Genomic DNA, 20,855 nt, shown 5'->3' with positions numbered 1-20,855 from the left:
ATATCTCCCTTGCCGCTTAGTTACGCACCGGCTTGCCGGTTTGCAGCATGCCCATGATCCGTTCCTGCGTCTTTTGCGTGCCGAGCAGATCGACGAACGCACGACGCTCGAGTTTCAGCAGCCATTCTTCGTCGACCAGACTGCCGGCTTCCACGTCACCGCCGCACACCGCTTCAGCGATGCGGCTCGCGATCAGATAGTCGTGCTCGCTGATGAAACGGCCGTCGCGCATGTTGACGAGCGATGCCTTGATGGTCGCAATCGCCGAGCGGCCGGCCACCGGCACTTGCGTGACACGCAGCGGCGGACGGTAGCCCGCTGCCGACAACGCACGCGCTTCCTTCTTCGCGACGTCGAGTAGTTCGAACACGTTGAACACGATCGTGTCGGACGGCTTCAGGTAGCCCATTGCGCGGGCGTCCAGCGCCGAGGCCGAGACCTTAGCCATTGCGGCGTTTTCGAACGACTTCTGCACGAACTTCAGCAGATCGTTGGTCGCACCCACTTGCGTTGCAGCTTCCGCCGCGCGCAATGCCGCTTCCTTCAGACCGCCGCCCGCGGGCACGAGACCCACGCCGACTTCGACCAGACCGATATAGCTTTCGATGTGCGCGACACGCTTCGCGCTATGCAGCGCCAGTTCGCAGCCGCCGCCGAGCGCGATGCCCGACACCGCCGAGATGACCGGCACGCTCGCATACTTCACGCGCAGCATGCCTTGCTGGAATTTCTGCACGAACGGCTCGATACCTTTCGCGCCGCCCATCATGAAGGCGGGCATCGCTTCTTCCAGGTTCGCGCCGGCGGAGAACGGGCCGCCCGGCGTGCCGAGTTTCAGCGACGTAGGCTGCCACACGACCAGACCCTTGTAGTCTTTCTCGGCGAGTTCGATGGCTTGCGTCAGGCCGTCGATCACCGACGGTCCGATCGTGTTCATCTTGCTCTTGAACGACACGATCAGGACGTCGTTCTCGCCGGCGCGGTCGTCGACCCAGGCGCGCACGGCGTCGGTTTCAAACAGCGTCTTGCCGTAGGTCTTCGGGTCCGCGGCGGTCTCGCCGACCAGCGGGGCACGGAACACCTGCTTGTCGTAGACCGACAGCGACGAGCGCGGCACAAAAGTCTTCGATGCCGGCGACCACGAACCTTCGTTCGTATGCACGCCGCCCTTCTCGGCAACCGGACCTTCCAATACCCACGACGGCAGCGGCACGTTCGACAGTGCCTTGCCTGCCGCGATGTCTTCCTGCACCCATTCGGCGACCTGTTTCCAGCCGGCCGTCTGCCAACCTTCGAACGGACCTTCGTTCCAGCCGAACCCCCAGCGAATCGCCAGATCGACGTCGCGCGCGTTGTCAGCGATCGATTCCAGATGCACGCCGATGTAGTGATACACGTCGCGGAAAATCGACCACAGGAATTGCGCCTGTGGATGCTCTGATTCGCGCAGCAGTTTCAGACGTTCCGCCGGCGGGCGCTTCAGGATGCGGCCAACCAGTTCGTCGGCCTTCGCGCCGCCGTCGACATACTCGCCCGTCTGCGGGTCGAGCACCTTGATCGCCTTGCCTTCCTTCTTGTAGAAGCCGCCGCCGGTCTTCTGACCGAGCGCGCCCTTCTTCACCAGTTCAGCGAGCACAGCCGGCGTTTCGTAGACCGGGAAGAATGGGTCGTCTTTCAGCGTGTCCTGCATCGTCTTGATGACGTGCGCCATGGTGTCGAGACCGACCACGTCGGCCGTGCGGAACGTTGCCGACTTCGCGCGGCCCAGACGCGAGCCCGTCAGGTCGTCCACTTCGTCGAAACGCAGGCCGAACTTCGCGGCTTCGGTGATCACGGCGAGGATCGAGAAAATACCGACGCGGTTGGCGATGAAGTTCGGCGTGTCTTTTGCCCGCACGACGCCCTTGCCGACCACGCTCGTCAGGAACGATTCGAGCTGGTCGAGAATCTCCGGACGGGTAGTCGCGGTCGGGATCAGTTCGACCAGATGCATGTAGCGCGGCGGATTGAAGAAGTGCACGCCGCAGAAGCGCGCCTTCAGTTCATCCGTGAAACCGTTCGACAGATCGGTGATCGACAGACCCGACGTGTTGGTCGCGAAGATCGCATTCGGTGCGATGTGCGGCGAGACCTTCTTGTACAGGTCGTGCTTCCAGTCCATGCGTTCGGCGATCGCTTCGATCACGAGGTCGCACTCAGCGAGCTTCTCGATGTCGTCGTCGTAGTTGGCGGGCTGGATGTATTGCGCGTCGTCCTTCACGCCGAACGGCGCGGGCGACAGCTTCTTCAGATTCTCGATCGCCTTCAGCGCAATCGCGTTCTTCGGGCCTTCTTTTGCGGGCAGGTCGAACAGCAGCACGGGCACCTTGGCGTTGATCAGGTGCGCTGCGATCTGCGCGCCCATCACGCCGGCGCCGAGCACGGCTACCTTGCGAATGATCAGATTGCTCACGTCGTTCCTCCGGGGAGTTATGCGGTGTCGCGTATTTGTCGCGATGTGTGGCTGGCGAAGCGCCACGCGTTTCAAAGCGCGTGACGCTTGCCGTGATGTGCTTTAGAACAGCGCTTCGTCGACTTCCATCATCGACTTCGAACCCGCGCGCGCCTGACGGATCGTCATCGCCGTTTCCGGCAGCAGCTTCGCGAAGTAGAAGCGTGCGGTAGCGAGCTTCGCCTTGTAGAACGGATCGCCCGATGCTTCGTTATCCAGCGCGACACGTGCCATGCGCGCCCAGAAGTACGAAAACACCAGGTGGCCGACGGTGCGCAGATACGGCACGGCGGCAGCGCCGACTTCGTCCGGATTCTGCATGGCCTTCATGCCGATTTCCATCGTCAGCTTCTGCACCTTTTCGCCGATGTCGGCGAGCGGGTTGATGAACTCCTGCATTTCCGGCTTCACGCCTTCGGCTTCGACAAAGTCCGCCACGAGTTTGCCGAACTTCTTCATCTTGGCGCCCATGTCGCCGAGAATCTTGCGGCCCAGCAGGTCGAGCGCCTGAATGGCGTTGGTGCCTTCGTAGATCATGTTGATACGCGCGTCGCGCACGTATTGCTCCATGCCCCACTCGGCGATGAAGCCGTGGCCGCCGTAAATCTGCATCGCGTGGTTGGTGCTTTCGAACGCGTTGTCCGACAGGAACGCTTTCAGGATCGGCGTGAGCAGGGCGACCAGATCCGCGGCTTCTTTACGCACCGATTCGTCGGCGTGGGACAGTTCCTTGTCGATGTGCAGCGCGGACCAGTACGAGAACGCGCGCGCGCCTTCCGCGTAGGCTTTTTGCGTGAGCAGCATGCGGCGCACGTCGGGGTGCACGATGATCGGATCAGCGGCTTTTTCCGGCGCCTTCGGGCCCGTCAGCGACCGCATCTGGAGACGCTCTTTCGCATACACCAGCGAGTTCTGATAGCCGATTTCGGTCAGGCCCAGGCTCTGCATGCCAACGCCCAGGCGCGCGGCGTTCATCATCACGAACATCGCGTTCAAGCCCTTGTTCGGCTCGCCGACCAGCCAGCCCTTCGCGTTGTCGAGATTGATCACGCAGGTGGCGTTGCCGTGAATGCCCATCTTGTGTTCGATGGAGCCGCACTTCACGCCGTTGCGCTCGCCCGGTTCGCCCGCTTCGTTCGGGACGAACTTCGGCACGATGAACAGAGAAATGCCCTTGGTGCCCTTCGGCGCATCCGGCAGACGCGCGAGCACCAGGTGAACGATGTTCTCCGCCAGATCGTGTTCGCCGCTGGAGATGAAAATCTTCGTGCCGCTGATCGCGTACGAGCCGTCGCTGTTCGGTTCGGCCTTGGTGCGCAGAATGCCGAGGTCGGTGCCGCAATGCGGTTCGGTCAGACACATCGTGCCGGTCCAGACGCCCGCGACCAGCTTCGGCAGATAACGTTGTTGCAGCTCCGGCGTGCCGTGCGCGTGCAGGCATTCATACGCGCCATGCGAGAGGCCCGGGTACATCGTCCACGCCTGGTTCGCCGAGTTCAGCATTTCATACAGCGCGTTGTTGACGAACGCGGGCAGGCCCTGGCCGCCGTATTCCGGGTCGCAGCCGAGTGCCGGCCAGCCGGCTTCCACGTACTGCTTGTAGGCTTCCTTGAAGCCCTTCGGTGTGGTCACGACGCCGTCGCCAACGTACGTGCAGCCTTCCTGGTCCCCGCTGTGATTGAGCGGGAACAGCACTTCGGAGCAGAACTTGCCGGCCTCTTCGAGCACGGCGTTGATCGTATCCGCGTCGAGATCCGCGTGCTTCGGCATCTGCTGGATTTCGGCTTCGACGTTAAGCAGTTCGTGCAACACGAATTGCATGTCGCGCAGCGGCGCGGCGTACTGTCCCATGACTCTCTCTCCCAAGTTTGACAAGGAGCCAGGCTGTTAGCTGAGTCCGTGGATCGGATCGATCAGCGCCGCTGAATCTGTTTAAGTTCGGCGGCCCTGCTAACGGCTTTCGCTCTGATACGAAATAATCAGTTTTTCCAGCGCAGCCCACGTCAGACGCACGGCATCCGGCAAGTGCAGGAAGCGCGCGTCGTGATGCAGGCCGAGCGTGAAGCTGTACAGTTCGAACAGCATCAGCTGCGGATCGGTATCGGCTCGCAGATGCCCTTCTTCCATGGCTTGCGAAATCGCCCGGGTGAGCGCCGCGCGCCAGATCGTCACGCTCGACACCAGTTGCTCGCGCACCGGGTTGTCCGCACGGTCGTCGTACTCGACGGCACCGCTGATGTAGATGCACCCAGTGGTGACTTCCTGAATGCGTTTCTCGATCCAGCGGGAGATCATCGCGCGCAAGCGCGGCAACCCACGAGGCTCGCGCAAGCTCGGGAAAAATACCTCGTCTTCAAAACGACGGTGGTATTCGCGCACGACCTCGACCTGCAAATCCTCGCGCGACCCGAAATGCGCGAACACACCGCTTTTGCTCATCTGCATGCGTTCGGCCAGCAGCCCAATCGTCAGACCTTCCAGTCCGTCGCGGCTTGCCAGATCGAGTGCTGCTTCGAGAATCGCGGCTCGTGTTTGTTCGCCTTTTCGCATAGCTTTTTACCGTTCTAATGTGACCGAAAGAAAATCGAACGGCCGTACTATTATTGAGTGCCGCCGTCCGCGAAACAAGGACTTTATTAGAAACCGGTTTCTAACCAGGTTCCAATTCTGCTGCATCCGTCAATCAGAGGAAGGAGATTTTTTAGAGGCGTTTGCCTTCTTTTGCTGCCTTTCATTGACGCCACGCCTTTGCGCTTAGGTGAGAGTGGAGCGAGCGCTAGTCATAGCCGCCCACCGTCAACAGCTTCATCACGGCCCGGTAGGTCGTGTAGGCCAGCCAGTTGAGAGCGCGCTCGCCCGCCGGACGGGCATCGTAGCGCGCCTCATCGATCCTGCGCGAATCCTTGAAGGCGACGAGGATCGCTTCACGCAGCGCGTCGATCGAGGGATCGTTCACCAGCACGACGTTGGCCTCGTTGTTGAGCATCAGACTCAACGCATCGAGGTTCGACGAGCCGACGGTCCCCCAGTTCGAATCCACCACCGCGACCTTGCCGTGCAGCAGGGTTTTCTCGTACTCGGCGATCTGCACGCCGGCCTTGAGCAGGGCACGATACAGAAACGGCACCGCGTAATCGAGCGCCTTGAATTCCTTGCGCCCGATGATCAGCTTTACCTCGACGCCGCGCCGCGCCGCGAACACCAGCGCGCGCCGCAGCTTGCGGCCCGGCATGAAGTACGGGTTGGCCAGCAGCACTTCGCTGCGGGCCTGGCCGATCGAGGTCAGATACGCTTTTTCGATGGCGCGGCGGTTGATCAGGTTGTCGCGTGCGACGAAGGCCACGCACGGCTGCCCGCCGGCCCAGAGTGCCTCGTTGCGGTTGCGGCGCCGGCGGCGCAGCGTGCCGAGCGACGCCATGGTCTTCGGCCCGAGATCGGGCTCGAGGGACTCCAACGGCCGATGCCCGAGGCGGATCCGCCGCCATTGCACCTCGAACGCCTGGCGGATATCGGCGACCACCGGCCCATGCAGTTCCACCGCGAAATCCCAGCGCCGGTACGGCAGCTTCTCGCCGTTGTTCTCGTAATCGTCGACGATGTTGATACCGCCGCAATACGCGAACTGATCGTCCACCACCGCGATCTTGCGGTGCGTCCGCGAGAAGCCTAAGCGGCCGAAGATGTGCGGGTTATAGATGCGGTGATCGATGCCGGCAAGCGGCCATTCGGCGAACATCTGGAGGCGGGCCGTGCCGATGCCGTCGGTGATCACGCGCACCTTCACGCCGCGCGACGCGGCGCGGATCAGCGCGGCGCTAACGGCCTGGCCGGCACTATCGTTGCAGAAGATATAGGTTTCGAGAACCACGTCGCTCTGCGCCGCGTCGATGCGTTCGACGAGCGCCGCGAAGAACTCGTCGCCGGAACGCAGCAGCTTGACGTCGTTGCCGCTGGTAAAGCGGTAGCGCTGCCAGTAGCGGCGGCCGAGCAGCGATTGCCGGAGTCGCGCGAAACGGCGCGCGCCGCCGACGCTCACCGGGCACGCTCCTTGGGCTGCCCGTCATCCGGGCGCCCAGCGAGCCGCTTCGGCATTTGCAGGATCGCATCCGCATTCGACGATGAAAAGCAGCGCGACGCCGCCTCTTCATACGGCAGCCACAGGAATGCGGTGTGTTCTCGCGGCGCGAGCGTCACCTCGAGCTGTTCGGGCACTTCCAGGCTGAACCAATGTTCGGTGTTGTGGATCACGCCCTCGGCATAGCGATGCCGGAACTGCGGGTAGATCTCATATTCAATCGCGTACTGCCAATCGAACAGCGCGCTGTGCGGCACCAGTGCACTGCCGACCACGATGCCGGTTTCCTCGGCGACCTCGCGCGCGGCCGTCTCGACGAAGGGTTCGTCGAGCTGGTCTTTGGAGCCCGTCACCGACTGCCAGAAGCCTGCATGGTCGGCACGCTCGATCAACAGTACGTCGAGCGCGGGCGTATGGATGACGACGAGTACGGATTGCGGGATCTTCGGCGGTTTCGGCATGGCGTAAGAACTGGGCGCAATGCTTGCGCGGTACATGTCGGCGAGTGTTCAAGTGGTCCCACGAAGGGTCGAGACCGGTTGCTGCGACTGTAACGCAAAAAACGAAAAAGGCGCATCACGCGCCTTTCTCGTTTGCTTGAAACTGCCAAGGTTCTGGCAGCTTTGACCGGCTCGACTGTTACGCCGGCACCTTAGGTGGGCACCTTAGGCCTTCGGTTCCGGCTGACGCAGGCGGATGTGCAACTCGCGCAGCTGGCGCTCGTCCACTTCGCTCGGCGCCTGCGTGAGCAGATCCTGCGCACGCTGCGTCTTCGGGAACGCGATCACGTCGCGGATCGAATCGGCGCCGGCCATCATCGTGATGATGCGGTCCAGACCGAAGGCGATACCGCCGTGCGGCGGCGCACCGTATTGCAGCGCGTCGAGCAGGAAGCCAAACTTGGCTTGCGCTTCTTCCGCGTTGATCTTCAGCGCGCGGAACACCTTGCTCTGCACTTCTTCACGGTGAATACGCACCGAACCGCCGCCGATTTCCCAGCCGTTCAGCACCATGTCGTAGGCCTTCGCGAGGCAGCGCGCCGGATCCGTTTCCAGATACTCGAGGTGCTCGTCTTTCGGGCTCGTGAACGGGTGATGCGCGGCGACGTAGCGGTTGTCTTCCTCGTCGTATTCGAACATCGGGAAGTCGACCACCCACAGCGGCTTCCAGCCGGATTCAACCAGACCATTGGCCTTGCCGAATTCCGAATGACCGATCTTCAGGCGCAGTGCGCCCAGGCTGTCGTTCACCACCTTCGCGCGATCTGCCGCGAAGAAAATGATGTCGCCGTCTTGCGCACCAGTGCGCTCGATGATCGCCTTGACCGCTTCGTCGTGCAGGTTCTTGACGATCGGGCTTTGCAGGCCGTCACGGCCCTTCGCGACTTCGTTGACCTTGATCCATGCCAGGCCCTTCGCGCCGTAGATGCGCACGAATTCCGTGTAGCTGTCGATATCGCCACGCGAGAGCTCGCCGCCCTTCGGCACGCGGATCGCCGCGACGCGGCCGTCTTTCGTGTTGGCCGGCGTGCTGAACACCTTGAAGTCGACGTCCTTGACGGCGTCGGTCAGGTCCGTGAATTCGAGCTTGACGCGCAGGTCCGGCTTGTCCGAGCCGAAACGGCGCATCGCCTCCGAGTACTCCATGACCGGGAATTTATCGGCCAGTTCGACGCCGATCGTTTCCTTGAACACGTGACGGATCATCGCTTCGAACAGATCGCGGATTTCCTGTTCCGACAGGAACGAGGTTTCGCAGTCGATCTGCGTGAATTCCGGCTGACGGTCCGCGCGCAGGTCTTCGTCGCGGAAGCACTTGACGATCTGGTAGTAGCGGTCGAAGTTAGCGACCATCAGCAACTGCTTGAACAGCTGCGGCGACTGCGGCAGCGCGAAGAACTGGCCCGGGTTGGTACGCGACGGCACGAGGTAGTCGCGCGCGCCTTCCGGCGTGCTCTTGGTGAGCATCGGCGTTTCGATGTCGATGAAGCCCAGCGAGTCCAGGTACTTGCGCACTTCGATCGCGACGCGGTAGCGCAGACGCAGGTTGTGCTGCATCTGCGGACGGCGCAGGTCCAGCACGCGGTGCGTGAGGCGCGTGGTTTCCGACAGGTTGTCGTCGTCGAGCTGGAACGGCGGCGTGATCGACGCGTTCAGCACGATCAGTTCGTGGCACAGCACTTCGATCTTGCCGCTCTTGAGCGCGGCGTTCGTCGTGCCTTCCGGACGGGCGCGAACCACACCCTTGATCTGCAGGCAGAACTCGTTGCGCACGCCTTCGGCCGTCTTGAACATCTCCGCGCGATCCGGATCGCAGACGACCTGAACGAGGCCTTCGCGGTCGCGCAAGTCGATGAAGATGACGCCGCCATGGTCGCGACGGCGGCTTACCCAGCCGCACAGCGAGACGGATTGGCCCAGCAGTTCTTCGGTCACCAGACCGCAGTATTCAGATCTCATCGACATGATGTTTGTCTTTCGTTTTGCATTGATTGAACGGCGCGCAGCAATCTGACACTGCGTGAAACGCTGCGCACCGGCATTACAGCGGAGGCTCGACTGTGGTGCGGCGCACCGGCGCCGGCGGCGCGGACGGCGCCACGACGCCCATCGAGACGATGTACTTGAGCGCAGCGTCGACCGTCATGTCGAGCTCGATCACTTCGCTCCTCGGCACCATCAGGAAGAAGCCGGACGTTGGGTTCGGCGTAGTCGGCACATACACGCTGACGTGATCTTCTTTCAGGTGGTTGATCACGTCGCCGCCCGGAATGCCGGTCAGAAACGCAATCGTATAGGAACCGCGGCGCGGGTACTCGATCAGGAGTGCCTTGCGAAACGCATTGCCGCTGCTCGACAACAAGGTGTCCGACACCTGCTTCACGCTGGTGTAGATCGGGCCGACCACCGGAATGTGAGCGACCACGACTTCCCACCACTTCACGAGCTTCTGCCCGATGAAGTTTTGCGTCAACAGACCGACAACAAAGATGAACGCCAGCGTCAGCACCGCGCCAAGACCTGGCAGACGGAAGCCGAGCGCGCGCTCCGGCTGCCATGCGGTAGGCAGCAGCAACAGCGTCTGGTCCATCGTGCCGATGATCAGGCCGAGCACCCACAGTGTGATAGCCAGAGGCACCAGCACCAGCAGGCCAGTCAGGAACACCGATTTGAGCGTCGTTTTTTTCGTCGTCATGTGTACCGCCAGAAAGCCGCGCGAACCGATACTCGATGCGCGGCGTGTGCGCCGCCCCTGAGGGCGGCAGTCCCACTAGGCGCTGCCGGAACCGCTCGAACTCGCCGATGCGGCGGGTGCGGCAGCAGGCGCGGCGGGCGTTGCGGCGGCGCCCGATGAAGCGGCGGCGGCCGTGCCGTTGGCCGAAGCCGTGTCGGATTTCGCTGCGCCGTTATTCCCGGCTGCGGCGTTTTCGCCCGAATTTGCACTCGAGTCGCCATTCGCGTCGGGCTTGGCCGGCGCGCTCGCGCCGCTGTTACCGCCGCGGAAATCGGTCACATACCAGCCGGAACCCTTCAACTGGAAACCGGCGGCAGTCACCTGCTTGCGAAAGGTGTCTTGCCCGCACTCGGGACACTGCGTCAGCTGGGGGTCGCTCATCTTCTGAAGCACGTCCTTCCCGAAGCCGCATGACTCGCAACGATAAGCGTAGATCGGCATAATCTTTTCCCTACTGAAATCTCGTAACGCCTGCAAAGCCTTGAATTATAGCCGTATCTGGCTAGCCACCCGCGAATTTCGGGGCCGGCGCGCCAGGCGCAGCCGCCGTTCGCCTAGATTGGGGCGGCCGTTCTCGAATCAAGTGCGGTGCGATCAAGCGCGACGGCGCCAGGTCATCCAACGCTCGCGTCCGGCGAAGACGGCAATCGAATCGTTCACGGCTTCGTCTTCGATCAGATCGAAGTGCGGCGTGAGCAAGGCCTCGAGTTCAGCGCGCTCGATACCAAACGGCGGCCCTTTCGGCGTCGCGCCGAGGAAATAGAAACCCGCCAGCAACGCGCCGTCAGGCAACAACTCGGCCATCCGTTGCGCGTAGTCAGCGCGGCGCGCCAACGGCAGCGCGCAAAGGAACGCGCGCTCATAGATCCAGGCCGGCGTGAACGGCGGCTCATAAGTGAAGAAGTCAGCCTGCTCGACCAGTTGCGCATGCTGCGCGCCCAATTGCTCGCGCGCGGCCGCTACGGCGGCCGGCGAGAAATCGATCGCCCGGACTGAATTGCCTTGCTCAGCCAGCCAAAGTGCCTCGTAGGCACTCCCGCAACCAGGAATCAACACGGCAGCGTCGCTGTGCCGGCTGACGAACGACTGGAACGCCGCCGGCACGCCAGCCTGATCCCATGGCATGAAACGGCGCTCGAAGCGTTCGTCCCAGAACTCGGGCGAGTTGGGGTCGCGCGTCGCAAAGTCGGGGGCGGAGGGCTGGGTCGGGTCGCTCATGGCATGCCTCGTGTGGATCAGAAGCGGGTTCACCCGCCGTAGGCGAACGCCAGAAACGCCCGTGCCAGCACCGCGCCCACGCCGACCGCCGCGCCGAACAGCAGCAGCCCTTGCAGCAACCGGTTGGTACGCTTCTGTTCGAGCAGGATCTGGCGAATCATGTCGTCGTTCGCGCCACGCGTGTTGTCGTGACGCTCAGCCAGCACGTGATGGATCAGCCGCGGCAACTGCGGCAGCGTCTTGCTCCACTGCGGCGCCTCGATCTTCAGCCGCTCGTACCAGCCGCGCAAACCGATCTGCTCGTTCATCCAGCGTTCGAGATAGGGCTTGGCCGTCTTCCACAGGTCCAGCTCAGGATCGAGCGAGCGGCCGAGCCCTTCGACGTTCAACATGGTTTTCTGGAGCAGCACCAGTTGCGGCTGGATCTCGACGTTGAAGCGGCGCGAGGTCGAGAACAGCCGCATCAGCACCTGGCCGAGCGAAATATCTTTCAGTGCGCGGTCGAAATACGGCTCGCACACCGCCCGAATCGCGCTTTCCAGTTCTTCGACGCGAGTCGTGGGCGGCACCCAGCCCGACTCCAGATGCAGCGTGGCGACGCGATGGTAGTCACGCTTGAAGAAAGCGAGGAAGTTCTGCGCGAGGTAGTTTTTGTCGAAGTCCGACAGCGCGCCAATGATGCCGAAATCCAGCGCGATATAGCGGCCGAAGTGCGCCGGATCGAGACTCACCTGGATGTTGCCCGGGTGCATGTCGGCGTGGAAAAAACCATCGCGGAACACCTGGGTGAAGAAAATCTCAACACCTTCACGCGCCAGCTTCGGAATGTCGACCCCCGCCGCGCGCAGCGTCTCCACCTGGCTGATCGGCACGCCGACCATGCGCTCCATCACCAGCACCGTGGGCGTGCAGAATTCCCAGTACATCTCCGGCACCAGCAGGAGATCGAGCCCGGCGAAGTTGCGGCGCAGCTGGCTGCCGTTCGCCGCTTCGCGCATCAGATCGAGTTCGTCGTGCAGATACTTGTCAAATTCGGCGACCACCTCGCGCGGCTTCAAACGCTTGCCGTCGGCCCACAGCCGCTCGGCCCATACGGCGATGTCGCGCAGCAAAGCCAGGTCAGAGTCGATCACCGGCAGCATGTTCGGTCGCAACACTTTCACGGCGACGGCCTTGCCCGCGTGCTGCCCTGCTTTCACCTTCGCGAAGTGAACCTGCGCGATCGACGCGCTTGCAACCGGCACCCGCTCGAAATCGTCGAACAGCACGTCGACCGGCGCGCCGAGCGACTTCTCGACCAACCCGATCGCCACCGCCGAGTCGAACGGCGGCACCTGATCCTGCAGCTTGGCCAGTTCATTGGCGATGTCGACCGGCAGCAGATCGCGCCGCGTGGACAGCACCTGGCCGAACTTGACGAAGATCGGCCCGAGGCTTTCGAGCGCGAGCCGCAAGCGCACGCCCGGCGGCGCGTCGAACTTGCGACCGATCGTGGTGATACGCAGCAGCAGACGCACCCGCCGGTCGTTGACGCGGCCGAGCATCATCTCGTCGAGACCGAAGCGGATGACCGTGAAGAAAATCTTGAGGAAACGCAGAAAACGCATAGTTGTGCCCGGTGACTAGCGCGTGCCGCGCAACGTGGCGGCGCCGCCCGGCGCATTGGCGCCGCGGGCTTCGACCTTCTGTTCAAGACGCTCGATGCGCTTCTCCACGCGCGCCAAGGCATCGCGGGCGCGGGCCAGCTCGACGTTGAAATCCTCCAGCGCGGTGCGCCGCACCAGTTGCGGATTTTCGTCGAGCAGATATTCGGCGGCGGTGTCGAGCAGATTGCGCCCGGTACGACGCGCGTGTTCGCCGACCGTGCGCACCACCGACGCGACCCGCCACGCCGGACCGTCGCCGATCAGCCTGGCCAGATCCTCTTCCGGCTCCCAGCGCAGATGTTCGGCGAGCTTGGCGATCACAGTCGCGAACTCAGCGTCACCTTCGATCTTGACGTGCTTCATCACAGCGGCCTGGCCGCCTTGCACGAAAGCCGGCAGGGCCTCGGACGGCACCGAGATGGTCACGTCGAACTGTTGCGCCTCGGTTGCCTCGACCGCGCTCAGGTAGCCGTCCGGCTGCACCAGCAGCATCAGTACGACGGGCGGACAAGACAGACTCGCGGTCTTGCCCGCGTAAGGGGCGAGACGCTCGCGAGCCCACGATTCGCGGGCGAGCAGATGATTGACAGCAGCGGCGAAGGGCTTGGCGGCGAGGGTCATTGAAAGTGGCAAGAAAAAACCCGCGCGGGCGAGGTGCCCGCACGGGTTCCTATTGTAACGTCCGTTCGCTTCGCGGCCTGCTATGCCGAACGGCCAATCCTGTGCGCAGAATCAAGGCGGGCAGGACTGCCCTGTCTCCGCCCTGCTATTGCTCAGTGCTGCGCTACCTGCTGAATGCCGGCCAGCAGCCAGCCTTCACCCGGCCGGTTCGCCTTTGTCAGGTTCCAGACCTCGACGAAAGGCTCAGCCGCCGCATCCGCCGATTCACGGATCAAGCCGGAAAAGCGCACGCTGGCGAAGTATTCGGTCGCGCGCTCTTCAACGCCCAGCAATTCGGCGTTCAGCTGCACCACGTCGGTCTGATTGGATTCAGCGCCGCGCGAGGTCAGATCGACCTTCACTTCGGCGAACATTTCCGGCGTGGTGAATTCGCGGATGTCTTCCGTGTTACCGACGTCCCATGCAGCTTGCAGCCGCACGAAGTACACCTTGGCGTTGCGCAGGAACGCTTCCGAATCGAAGCCGGCCGGCACTACGGGGGCTGCGTTGATGGACGGCGTGGTCAGCGGGTTGCCTTGCGGCTCCAGATACGAGCCGGCGGGCGGAGCGCTGTAGCGCGGTTCCTGCGAATAGCCAGTGTTACCCGCATTCAGCGAAGGTGCGCTGCCCGCGTACGCCGGTTGCGCGGTATCGCGCTTGCGGCCCATGAAGCGGCGAATCAACCAGATGCCGATCATCGCAATGATCGCGATCACGATGATGTTGGCCATGGCGCCGGCAAACGCGCCGCCCAGACCGAAATGCGACAACAACGCAGCGATACCAAGACCGGCCGCGAGACCGGCGATTGGGCCAAGCCAGCGCGAGCGGTTAGGCGCGGCGGCCGGCGTCGGCGCGGGCGCCGGTGCCGGCTGGGCGCGCTGCTGCATCGCCTGATTGCTTTGGGAAGGTTGCGACGGGGCGGATTGCTGTTGAACGGTGTTCGACTGACGGCCAAGACTACGGCCACCGCCCATGCGGCGAGCTTCCGCATCGAGCGAGGCGAGAGAGCCGGCCATGATCAGACCGACCATCGCGATCAGTCCGATTCTTCTCACCAACGACCGCTTAACCTTACGGGGAGATAACACACCTGAATCGGACATTTTCGTACTTTCCTTTAAAAATCGATGGGTTAGGAACCCTAGTATTTGGTCCCCACATGTAAAGCTACCACGCCAGCTGACAAATTGTAATATTTGACGCCGTCCAGGCCCGCTTGTTCCATCATTGTTTTTAAAGTTTCCTGGTCCGGATGCATCCGGATCGATTCCGCCAGGTAGCGGTAGCTATCGGCGTCTTTCGCAAAACGGTCGCCGAGCCACGGCAACACCTTAAAAGAATAGACGTCGTAGACCTTTTTGAGCGGATCCCACACCTTCGAGAACTCCAGCACCAACAGACGGCCTGCAGGCTTCAGCACGCGGCGCATTTCCGCCAGCGCGACATCCTTGTGCGTCATGTTGCGCAAGCCGAATGCCACGGTCACCACGTCGAAGTAATTGTCCGGAAAGGGAATTTTCTCGGCGTCGCAAAGCAGCGCCGGGGTAATGACGCCCTTGTCCAGCAGGCGGTCGCGGCCCACCCGCAGCATCGATTCGTTGATGTCGGTATGCCAGACTTCACCGGTTTCGCCGGCCTGTTTGGCAAATGCCTTCGACAGATCGCCCGTGCCCCCCGCGATATCGAGCACTTTGAAGCCCGGCCGGACGTTGGCCTGGGCGATCGTGAACATCTTCCATGCCCGGTGCAACCCGCCCGACATCAGGTCGTTCATCAAGTCGTAGTTGGAAGCGACCGAGTGGAACACGCCCGCCACCTTCTGCGCTTTTTCCTGCTCGTCGACCGATTGAAAGCCGAAGTGGGTTTTGCTCATCGCGCTCGTCCTTTCGCGTATTCTGAAATGTTGCGCCGCATCAGTGCGGCGACCAGGGCGAATCGTATCAGTGACAGTGCCCGTGCGCAGCGCCCGCTACGGCCATCGGCGCATCGCGGTCGACACCGGCCGCTGCCAGTTTGGCGAGATAGTCGCGCCAGAGTTCATCCTGACGAACGGCCATATCGTGCAGCAGGTCCCAGGAATAGATGCCCGTGGCATGCCCGTCGGAGAAAGTCGGCTGCAACGCGTAGTTGCCGACGCCCTCGATCATCGTGATCGTGACGTCACGCTTGCCGGTTTGCAGGGTTTCCTGGCCTGGCCCATGGCCCATCACTTCCGCCGACGGCGAGTACACGCGCAGCAGTTCGAACGGCAGGCGATACGATTCGCCGTTTGCGTACTGCAATTCAAGCACGCGCGATTTGGAATGCACGACCACGCCGGTCGGGACCGGGGTATCGGGAGTCAGACCACTCATATTGACCTCGTAAGAACACGCCGGGCTGCCCCAGGTTTTCCGCCCGCAGGAAGGCCCGGCGCCAGGCGACAGATTCAGCGGCGCTCAGCCGAGCGCCTGTTCGATTTCCTGTCTCACCGCTTCGCGCAGCAGGGTAGCTTGCGCGCGGCGCGACGACAGCATGGCCTCGGACACCGTGCGCTGGCGCGGCGCCCAGATGGGCAGGGGAAAATGCGCGTCGTTCGAATAACGCGGAATCACATGCCAATGCACGTGCGGCACCTGGTTGCCCAGGCTCGCCAGGTTGACCTTGACCGGTTGCATGATGCGCCGCATCGCGTGTTCGACCGCATACACGGCTTTCATCACGCGATCGCGGTCGCTTCCGGCAAGGTCGGAAAACTCGGCCACATGCTTGTTCCAGATCACCCGGCAGAAGCCCGGGTAATCGTGTTCATCGGCGAGGACGACACGCAAGGTGTCGTCCTGCCACAGCACATCACCGCCATCTTCACGGCAAAAAACGCATTCCATCGTCGTCCTCAGGCAAAAATCGTCAGTCGTGCCATTAAACCAGCACGCGCTCGATTCCGCCATTGTTCGCCCGTTGGACGTAATCCGCCATCCAGTCTTCGCCCAGCACGTGACGTGCCATTTCGACGACGATGTAGTCCGCCTCGGTGCCCGCGTCTTCGTTGTAGCGCGACAAGCCCTGCAGGCAGGACGGGCAACTGGTCAGAATTTTCACGTCGGTGGCGCCGTTGCGTTGCGGCCCGTCGCCGGCCTTGAGCACGGAACCGTTCGGCGCACCCGCCGCGCCGGCCGATGCATTGGCCGTGTTGATCGCGTTGGCGCCGGCCTCAGCCACCAGAGGAATGCCGCGCAGCTTGGCCGCCCCCTTGCGCATTTCCTCTTCCTTGCGGAAGCGGACTTGCGTCGAGATATCCGGGCGCGTCACCGCGAGCGTGCCGGATTCGCCACAGCAGCGATCGTTCTTCTCGATCTTGTAGCCGTCGTTCTCCGAACCCATCAGCTGATTGACGAGCTTGACCGGATCCATCGTCTTGATCGGCGAGTGGCACGGGTCGTGGTACATGTAACGCACGCCGTTCACGCCTTCGAGCTTGATGCCTTTCTCGAGCAGAAACTCGTGGATGTCGATGATCCGGCAGCCCGGGAAGATCTTCTCGAATTCGTAACCGGCAAGCTGGTCGTAACACGTGCCGCAGGACACCACCACCGTCTTGATGTCGAGATAGTTCAGCGTATTGGCGACGCGGTGGAACAGCACGCGGTTATCCGTGACGATCTGCTCGGCCTTGTCGAACTGGCCTGAGCCGCGCTGCGGATAGCCGCAACACAGATAGCCCGGCGGCAATACGGTTTGCACGCCCGCCTCCCACAGCATGGCTTGTGTCGCCAGACCGACTTGCGAGAACAGCCGCTCCGAGCCGCAGCCCGGGAAGTAGAAGACCGCTTCCGTATCGGCGGTGGTCGTCTTCGGATTGCGGATGATCGGGACGATCTTGTTGTCCTCGATGTCCAGCAACGCGCGCGCGGTTTTCTTCGGCAGGTTGCCCGGCATCTTCTTGTTCATGAAGTGGATCACCTGCTGCGTGACCTTCGGCTTGCCGACGGTGGCTGGCGGGTGCGCCGTCTGCTTCTTCGCGAACTTCTTCAGCACGTCGTTGCCGAGGCGCTGAGCTTTATAGCCGATGCCCATCATCGCGGTGCGCGCGAGATTGATGGTCTGCGGATTGGTGGCGTTCAGGAAGAACATGCCGGCCGCGTTGCCCGGATTGAACTTCTTCTTGCCCATCTTGCGCAGCAGGTTGCGCATGTTCATCGTCACGTCGCCGAAGTCGATCTTTACCGGACACGGCGTCACGCATTTGTGACAGACGGTGCAGTGATCGGCGACATCGTTGAACTCGTCCCAGTGCTTGATCGACACGCCACGACGGGTCTGCTCTTCGTACAGGAACGCCTCGACCAGCAGCGAGGTGGCGAGAATCTTGTTGCGCGGGCTGTACAGCAGGTTCGCGCGCGGCACGTGGGTCGCGCACACCGGCTTGCACTTGCCGCAACGCAGGCAGTCCTTGATCGATTCCGAAATCGCGCCGATGTCGGACTGCTGCATGATCAGCGATTCGTAGCCCATCAGGCCGAAGCTCGGCGTGTAGGCGTTGCGCAGGTCGGCGCCTTCGAGCAGCTTGCCCGCATTGAAGCGGCCATGCGGATCGACGCGCTGCTTGTACGCGCGGAATTCGCCGATTTCCTCATCGGTCAGGAACTCGAGCTTGGTAATGCCGATACCGTGCTCGCCGGAAATCACGCCGTCGAGCGAACGCGCCAGCTTCATGATGCGCGCGACCGCCGTGTGGGCGTCCTGCAGCATCTCGTAGTTGTCGGAGTTGACCGGCAGGTTCGTATGGACGTTGCCATCGCCCGCGTGCATGTGCAGCGCGACGAACACGCGGCCCCGCAGCACCTTCTTGTGGATCGCCTGCGCTTCGTCGAGGATCGGCTTGAATTCGCCGCCATTGAAGATCTGCCGTAACTCGGCGCGGATCTCCTGCTTCCACGACACGCGGATCGTGCGGTCCTGCGTGATGTGGAACACGGTGGCGTCGGGCTGCGCGTCCGCGCGATCGGCGAACTTCTCCGCCAGACCTTCGTAGCCGAGGCCGACCAGATAATGCTGCGCTTCGCGCACCGACAGATCGAGCTTGTCACGCAGGAATTCCCAGCGCGCGCGCACCTTCTTCAGCAGATCGAGCGCCTGTTGCACGCGATCTTCGAGCAACTCGGCGCTCGGGATTTCATTGGCGTCGTCGCTCTTGCCGAGCGGCAGCTTGCCGGCTTTGAAGAACGCTTCAAGCGCGTCGACCAGCTGCAGCTTGTTCTTGACCGACAGTTCGATGTTGATGCGCTCGATCCCGTCGGTGTACTCGCCCATGCGGTCGAGCGGAATCACCACGTCTTCGTTGATCTTGAACGCGTTGGTGTGCTTCGCGATCGCGGCGGTGCGGCTGCGGTCGAGCCAGAAACGCTTGCGCGCTTCCGCGTTGACCGCGACGAAACCTTCGCCGCTCTTGCCGTTGGCCATGCGCACCACTTCAGAAGTGGCTTGCGCCACCGCGTCCGCATCGTCGCCGACGATGTCACCGATCAGCACCATTTTCGGAAACGCGTTGCGCTTGGACTTGGTCGCATAACCGACCGCGCGCAGATAGCGCTCATCCAGATGCTCGAGGCCGGCGAGAATCGCGCCGCCTTGCCGCGACGTTTCGAACAGATAGTCTTTGATCTCGACGATGCTCGGAATCGCTTCGCGCGCCTGGCCGAAGAATTCGAGGCAGACGGTGCGCGTATGCGCCGGCATCTTGTGCAGCACCCAGCGCGCGGATGTGATCAGCCCATCGCAGCCTTCCTTCTGCACGCCCGGCAGACCGGCGAGGAATTTGTCGGTCACGTCCTTGCCAAGACCTTCCTTACGGAACACGCGGCCCTTGATGTCGAGCGCTTCCGTGCGCAGCAGCTTTTCGCCCGGCGCGTAGCTGCCGTCGAACCACTTCAGTTCGAAACGCGCGACTTCGATGTCGTGAATCTTGCCGAGGTTGTGATCCAGACGCGTGACTTCGAGCCAGTTCCCTTCCGGGTCGACCATGCGCCACCACGCGAGGTTGTCGAGCGCCGTGCCCCACAACACCGCTTTCTTGCCGCCCGCGTTCATCGCGACGTTGCCGCCTACGCAGGATGCGTCCAGCGAGGTCGGATCAACCGCGAACACGAAGCCGGCCTGCTCGGCCGCTTCGGTCACGCGGCGTGTGACCACGCCCGCACCGGAGAAAATCGTCGCCACCTTGCGGCCAACACCCGGCAGGTCGGTCATTTCGACCGCACCAAGTTGTTCAAGCTTCTCGGTATTGATGACCGCCGAGAACGGCGTGAGCGGGACCGCGCCGCCGGTGTAGCCGGTGCCGCCTCCGCGCGGGATGACCGTCAGACCGAGCTCGAAACACGCCTTGATCATGCCGGCGATCTCGGCTTCCGTATCCGGTGTCAACACGACGAACGGATATTCGACGCGCCAGTCGGTCGCGTCGGTCACGTGCGAAACGCGGGACAAGCCGTCGAACTTGATGTTGTCTTTTTCCGTGACCTTGCCCAGCACCTTGTTCGCGCGACGGCGCAAATCGAAGGTCTTCTGGAACTCGCTTTCGAAATCGTCGACGGCACGGCGCGCAGCCGCGACCAGCGTTTCAACGCGGGCGGCCCGATCGACGCCCGCTTCGTCGCCATGCGCGACCAGATCGGCGCGGCGGCGCTTTTCGATTTCGGTCAGACGGTGGTGCAGCGCCTCGATCAGCAGCGCGCGGCGCTTCGGATTGTCGAGCAGGTCGTCCTGCAGGTAAGGATTGCGGCGCACGACCCAGATGTCGCCGAGCACTTCGTACAGCATCCGGGCTGAGCGGCCGGTGCGACGTTCCGCGCGCAGTTCGGCCAAAGCCGTCCAGGCGTCGTCGCCTAACAGACGGATGACGATTTCGCGGTCGGAAAATGACGTGTAGTTATAGGGAATTTCGCGCAGACGCGCTTCAGGATCGGCGGCCACCGCAGTGGCGGCCCCGTGCGGATCGAAAACTTGAGGTGCGTTCATGTTTGGACGACTCGGTGGGTCAACCCGGCGCGCTCATCGGTGAGGCGCTGGCTGACAGTGCGCGTGGCGCGCAATGCTGGAAATCTTCTAGGGGAGCGAAGCGCAACCGACGGCCTACCCACATCAGTCGCTTCACGGCGCTCAGAGACAGCTACACGATCGTGCCTGACGGACGTGACGCTCCGCCGCGGGACAAGACTCACGCGGGACGGGCATCAAATGGGCGATCCGAGGCTGCCAGTGCATCTTCCGATCCTTATTCCAAAATGGAATTCTACCCCATGATCCAGCCGCGCGTTGACGCCTGAAATCGGGTTTGTGGCTGGGGTTTGAGCGTTTTTGCGCTGAACGGGGGCCACACGCGCCTACGGATAATTCTCCGACCGAACGGTCGGGCGGGCCTTTGCTGGCGGCCCTCGCGCGTACGTGGAAGCTTCGTTGACGGTTTGCCAAAGGCCAGAGCGCACACCGTTGGCGCTATCATTGACCCTTTCCCGTCTCACAAAGCGCACCGCGCCACCCGCATGGCTTC

The 20,855-nt window shown here is 62.6% G+C and carries 16 protein-coding genes; all 16 read right to left on the bottom strand.

Annotated elements, in window-relative coordinates; all coding sequences use genetic code 11:
- Window positions 1-16: 16 nt before the first annotated feature.
- The 16 genes from PQR53_RS24440 to PQR53_RS24365 all read right to left on the bottom strand — a co-directional run bounded on the left by PQR53_RS24440 (window position 17) and on the right by PQR53_RS24365 (window position 20,323).
- Window positions 17-2,452, bottom strand: coding sequence for a 3-hydroxyacyl-CoA dehydrogenase/enoyl-CoA hydratase family protein (locus PQR53_RS24440; RefSeq protein WP_408459582.1), 2,436 nt, complete (start codon window positions 2,450-2,452; stop codon window positions 17-19).
- 102 nt (window positions 2,453-2,554) lie between these two features.
- Window positions 2,555-4,342: an acyl-CoA dehydrogenase C-terminal domain-containing protein gene (locus tag PQR53_RS24435; protein ID WP_408459579.1), complete on the bottom strand. Its 1,788-nt coding sequence runs from the start codon at window positions 4,340-4,342 to the stop codon at window positions 2,555-2,557.
- 99 nt (window positions 4,343-4,441) lie between these two features.
- Window positions 4,442-5,041 (bottom strand): TetR/AcrR family transcriptional regulator, encoded by a 600-nt coding sequence (locus PQR53_RS24430; protein ID WP_179736094.1) that lies wholly within the window; start codon window positions 5,039-5,041, stop codon window positions 4,442-4,444.
- A gap of 226 nt (window positions 5,042-5,267) precedes the next feature.
- A complete protein-coding gene (gene clsB / locus PQR53_RS24425) occupies window positions 5,268-6,527 on the bottom strand; it encodes a cardiolipin synthase ClsB (RefSeq protein WP_408459576.1) in 1,260 nt (419 codons plus the stop codon).
- Window positions 6,524-7,027 carry a dihydroneopterin triphosphate diphosphatase gene (nudB, locus tag PQR53_RS24420; RefSeq protein ID WP_408459574.1) on the bottom strand — a complete coding sequence of 168 codons (504 nt, stop codon included), beginning with the start codon at window positions 7,025-7,027 and terminating at the stop codon, window positions 6,524-6,526. Before nudB ends, clsB begins: the two co-directional genes overlap by 4 nt.
- 204 nt (window positions 7,028-7,231) lie before the next feature.
- On the bottom strand, window positions 7,232-9,031 hold the full coding sequence (aspS, locus tag PQR53_RS24415) for an aspartate--tRNA ligase (RefSeq protein WP_408459571.1): 1,800 nt from the start codon (window positions 9,029-9,031) through the stop codon (window positions 7,232-7,234).
- 76 nt (window positions 9,032-9,107) lie between these two features.
- Complete coding sequence (locus tag PQR53_RS24410; RefSeq protein WP_408459569.1) at window positions 9,108-9,761, bottom strand: DUF502 domain-containing protein; 654 nt, start codon at window positions 9,759-9,761, stop codon at window positions 9,108-9,110.
- 75 nt (window positions 9,762-9,836) lie between these two features.
- On the bottom strand, window positions 9,837-10,241 hold the full coding sequence (locus PQR53_RS24405) for an FmdB family zinc ribbon protein (RefSeq protein WP_408459566.1): 405 nt from the start codon (window positions 10,239-10,241) through the stop codon (window positions 9,837-9,839).
- Between the two features lie 153 nt (window positions 10,242-10,394).
- Window positions 10,395-11,018 (bottom strand): methyltransferase domain-containing protein, encoded by a 624-nt coding sequence (locus PQR53_RS24400; RefSeq protein ID WP_408459563.1) that lies wholly within the window; start codon window positions 11,016-11,018, stop codon window positions 10,395-10,397.
- Window positions 11,019-11,047: 29 nt separating this feature from the next.
- Complete coding sequence (ubiB, locus tag PQR53_RS24395) at window positions 11,048-12,625, bottom strand: ubiquinone biosynthesis regulatory protein kinase UbiB (RefSeq protein ID WP_408459560.1); 1,578 nt, start codon at window positions 12,623-12,625, stop codon at window positions 11,048-11,050.
- Window positions 12,626-12,640: 15 nt separating this feature from the next.
- Entirely contained in the window at window positions 12,641-13,285 is a 645-nt protein-coding gene (locus tag PQR53_RS24390; protein WP_408459557.1) for a ubiquinone biosynthesis accessory factor UbiJ, read from the bottom strand.
- Between the two features lie 152 nt (window positions 13,286-13,437).
- Complete coding sequence (locus PQR53_RS24385; RefSeq protein ID WP_408459554.1) at window positions 13,438-14,430, bottom strand: Tim44 domain-containing protein; 993 nt, start codon at window positions 14,428-14,430, stop codon at window positions 13,438-13,440.
- 38 nt (window positions 14,431-14,468) lie between these two features.
- Window positions 14,469-15,200 (bottom strand): bifunctional demethylmenaquinone methyltransferase/2-methoxy-6-polyprenyl-1,4-benzoquinol methylase UbiE, encoded by a 732-nt coding sequence (gene ubiE, locus PQR53_RS24380; RefSeq protein WP_408418522.1) that lies wholly within the window; start codon window positions 15,198-15,200, stop codon window positions 14,469-14,471.
- A 67-nt stretch (window positions 15,201-15,267) separates the two neighbouring features.
- Window positions 15,268-15,681, bottom strand: a complete 414-nt coding sequence (locus tag PQR53_RS24375; RefSeq protein ID WP_408338487.1) for a gamma-butyrobetaine hydroxylase family protein — start codon at window positions 15,679-15,681, stop codon at window positions 15,268-15,270.
- 84 nt (window positions 15,682-15,765) lie between these two features.
- Window positions 15,766-16,194, bottom strand: coding sequence for an HIT family protein (locus tag PQR53_RS24370; RefSeq protein ID WP_408459550.1), 429 nt, complete (start codon window positions 16,192-16,194; stop codon window positions 15,766-15,768).
- 34 nt (window positions 16,195-16,228) lie between these two features.
- Window positions 16,229-20,323, bottom strand: a complete 4,095-nt coding sequence (locus PQR53_RS24365; protein ID WP_408459547.1) for a DUF3683 domain-containing protein — start codon at window positions 20,321-20,323, stop codon at window positions 16,229-16,231.
- Window positions 20,324-20,855 lie beyond the last annotated feature (532 nt).

The organism is Paraburkholderia fungorum (genome assembly GCF_046027605.1).
GTDB lineage: Bacteria > Pseudomonadota > Gammaproteobacteria > Burkholderiales > Burkholderiaceae > Paraburkholderia > Paraburkholderia fungorum_F.
Note: the sequence above shows the minus strand (reverse complement) of the source record. Positions and strands in the feature narration are given on the sequence as shown.

Bases quoted from the DNA above. Each gene is read 5' to 3' on its own strand.
- PQR53_RS24435 (WP_408459579.1), bottom strand. From the start codon at position 4,342: ATGGGACAGTACGCCGCGCCGCTGCGCGACATGCAATTCGTGTTGCAC.
- PQR53_RS24430 (WP_179736094.1), bottom strand. From the start codon at position 5,041: ATGCGAAAAGGCGAACAAACACGAGCCGCGATTCTCGAAGCAGCACTC.
- nudB (WP_408459574.1), bottom strand. From the start codon at position 7,027: ATGCCGAAACCGCCGAAGATCCCGCAATCCGTACTCGTCGTCATCCAT.
- aspS (WP_408459571.1), bottom strand. From the start codon at position 9,031: ATGTCGATGAGATCTGAATACTGCGGTCTGGTGACCGAAGAACTGCTG.
- PQR53_RS24410 (WP_408459569.1), bottom strand. From the start codon at position 9,761: ATGACGACGAAAAAAACGACGCTCAAATCGGTGTTCCTGACTGGCCTG.
- PQR53_RS24405 (WP_408459566.1), bottom strand. From the start codon at position 10,241: ATGCCGATCTACGCTTATCGTTGCGAGTCATGCGGCTTCGGGAAGGAC.
- PQR53_RS24400 (WP_408459563.1), bottom strand. From the start codon at position 11,018: ATGAGCGACCCGACCCAGCCCTCCGCCCCCGACTTTGCGACGCGCGAC.
- ubiB (WP_408459560.1), bottom strand. From the start codon at position 12,625: ATGCGTTTTCTGCGTTTCCTCAAGATTTTCTTCACGGTCATCCGCTTC.
- PQR53_RS24390 (WP_408459557.1), bottom strand. From the start codon at position 13,285: ATGACCCTCGCCGCCAAGCCCTTCGCCGCTGCTGTCAATCATCTGCTC.
- PQR53_RS24385 (WP_408459554.1), bottom strand. From the start codon at position 14,430: ATGTCCGATTCAGGTGTGTTATCTCCCCGTAAGGTTAAGCGGTCGTTG.
- ubiE (WP_408418522.1), bottom strand. From the start codon at position 15,200: ATGAGCAAAACCCACTTCGGCTTTCAATCGGTCGACGAGCAGGAAAAA.
- PQR53_RS24375 (WP_408338487.1), bottom strand. From the start codon at position 15,681: ATGAGTGGTCTGACTCCCGATACCCCGGTCCCGACCGGCGTGGTCGTG.
- PQR53_RS24370 (WP_408459550.1), bottom strand. From the start codon at position 16,194: ATGGAATGCGTTTTTTGCCGTGAAGATGGCGGTGATGTGCTGTGGCAG.
- PQR53_RS24365 (WP_408459547.1), bottom strand. From the start codon at position 20,323: ATGAACGCACCTCAAGTTTTCGATCCGCACGGGGCCGCCACTGCGGTG.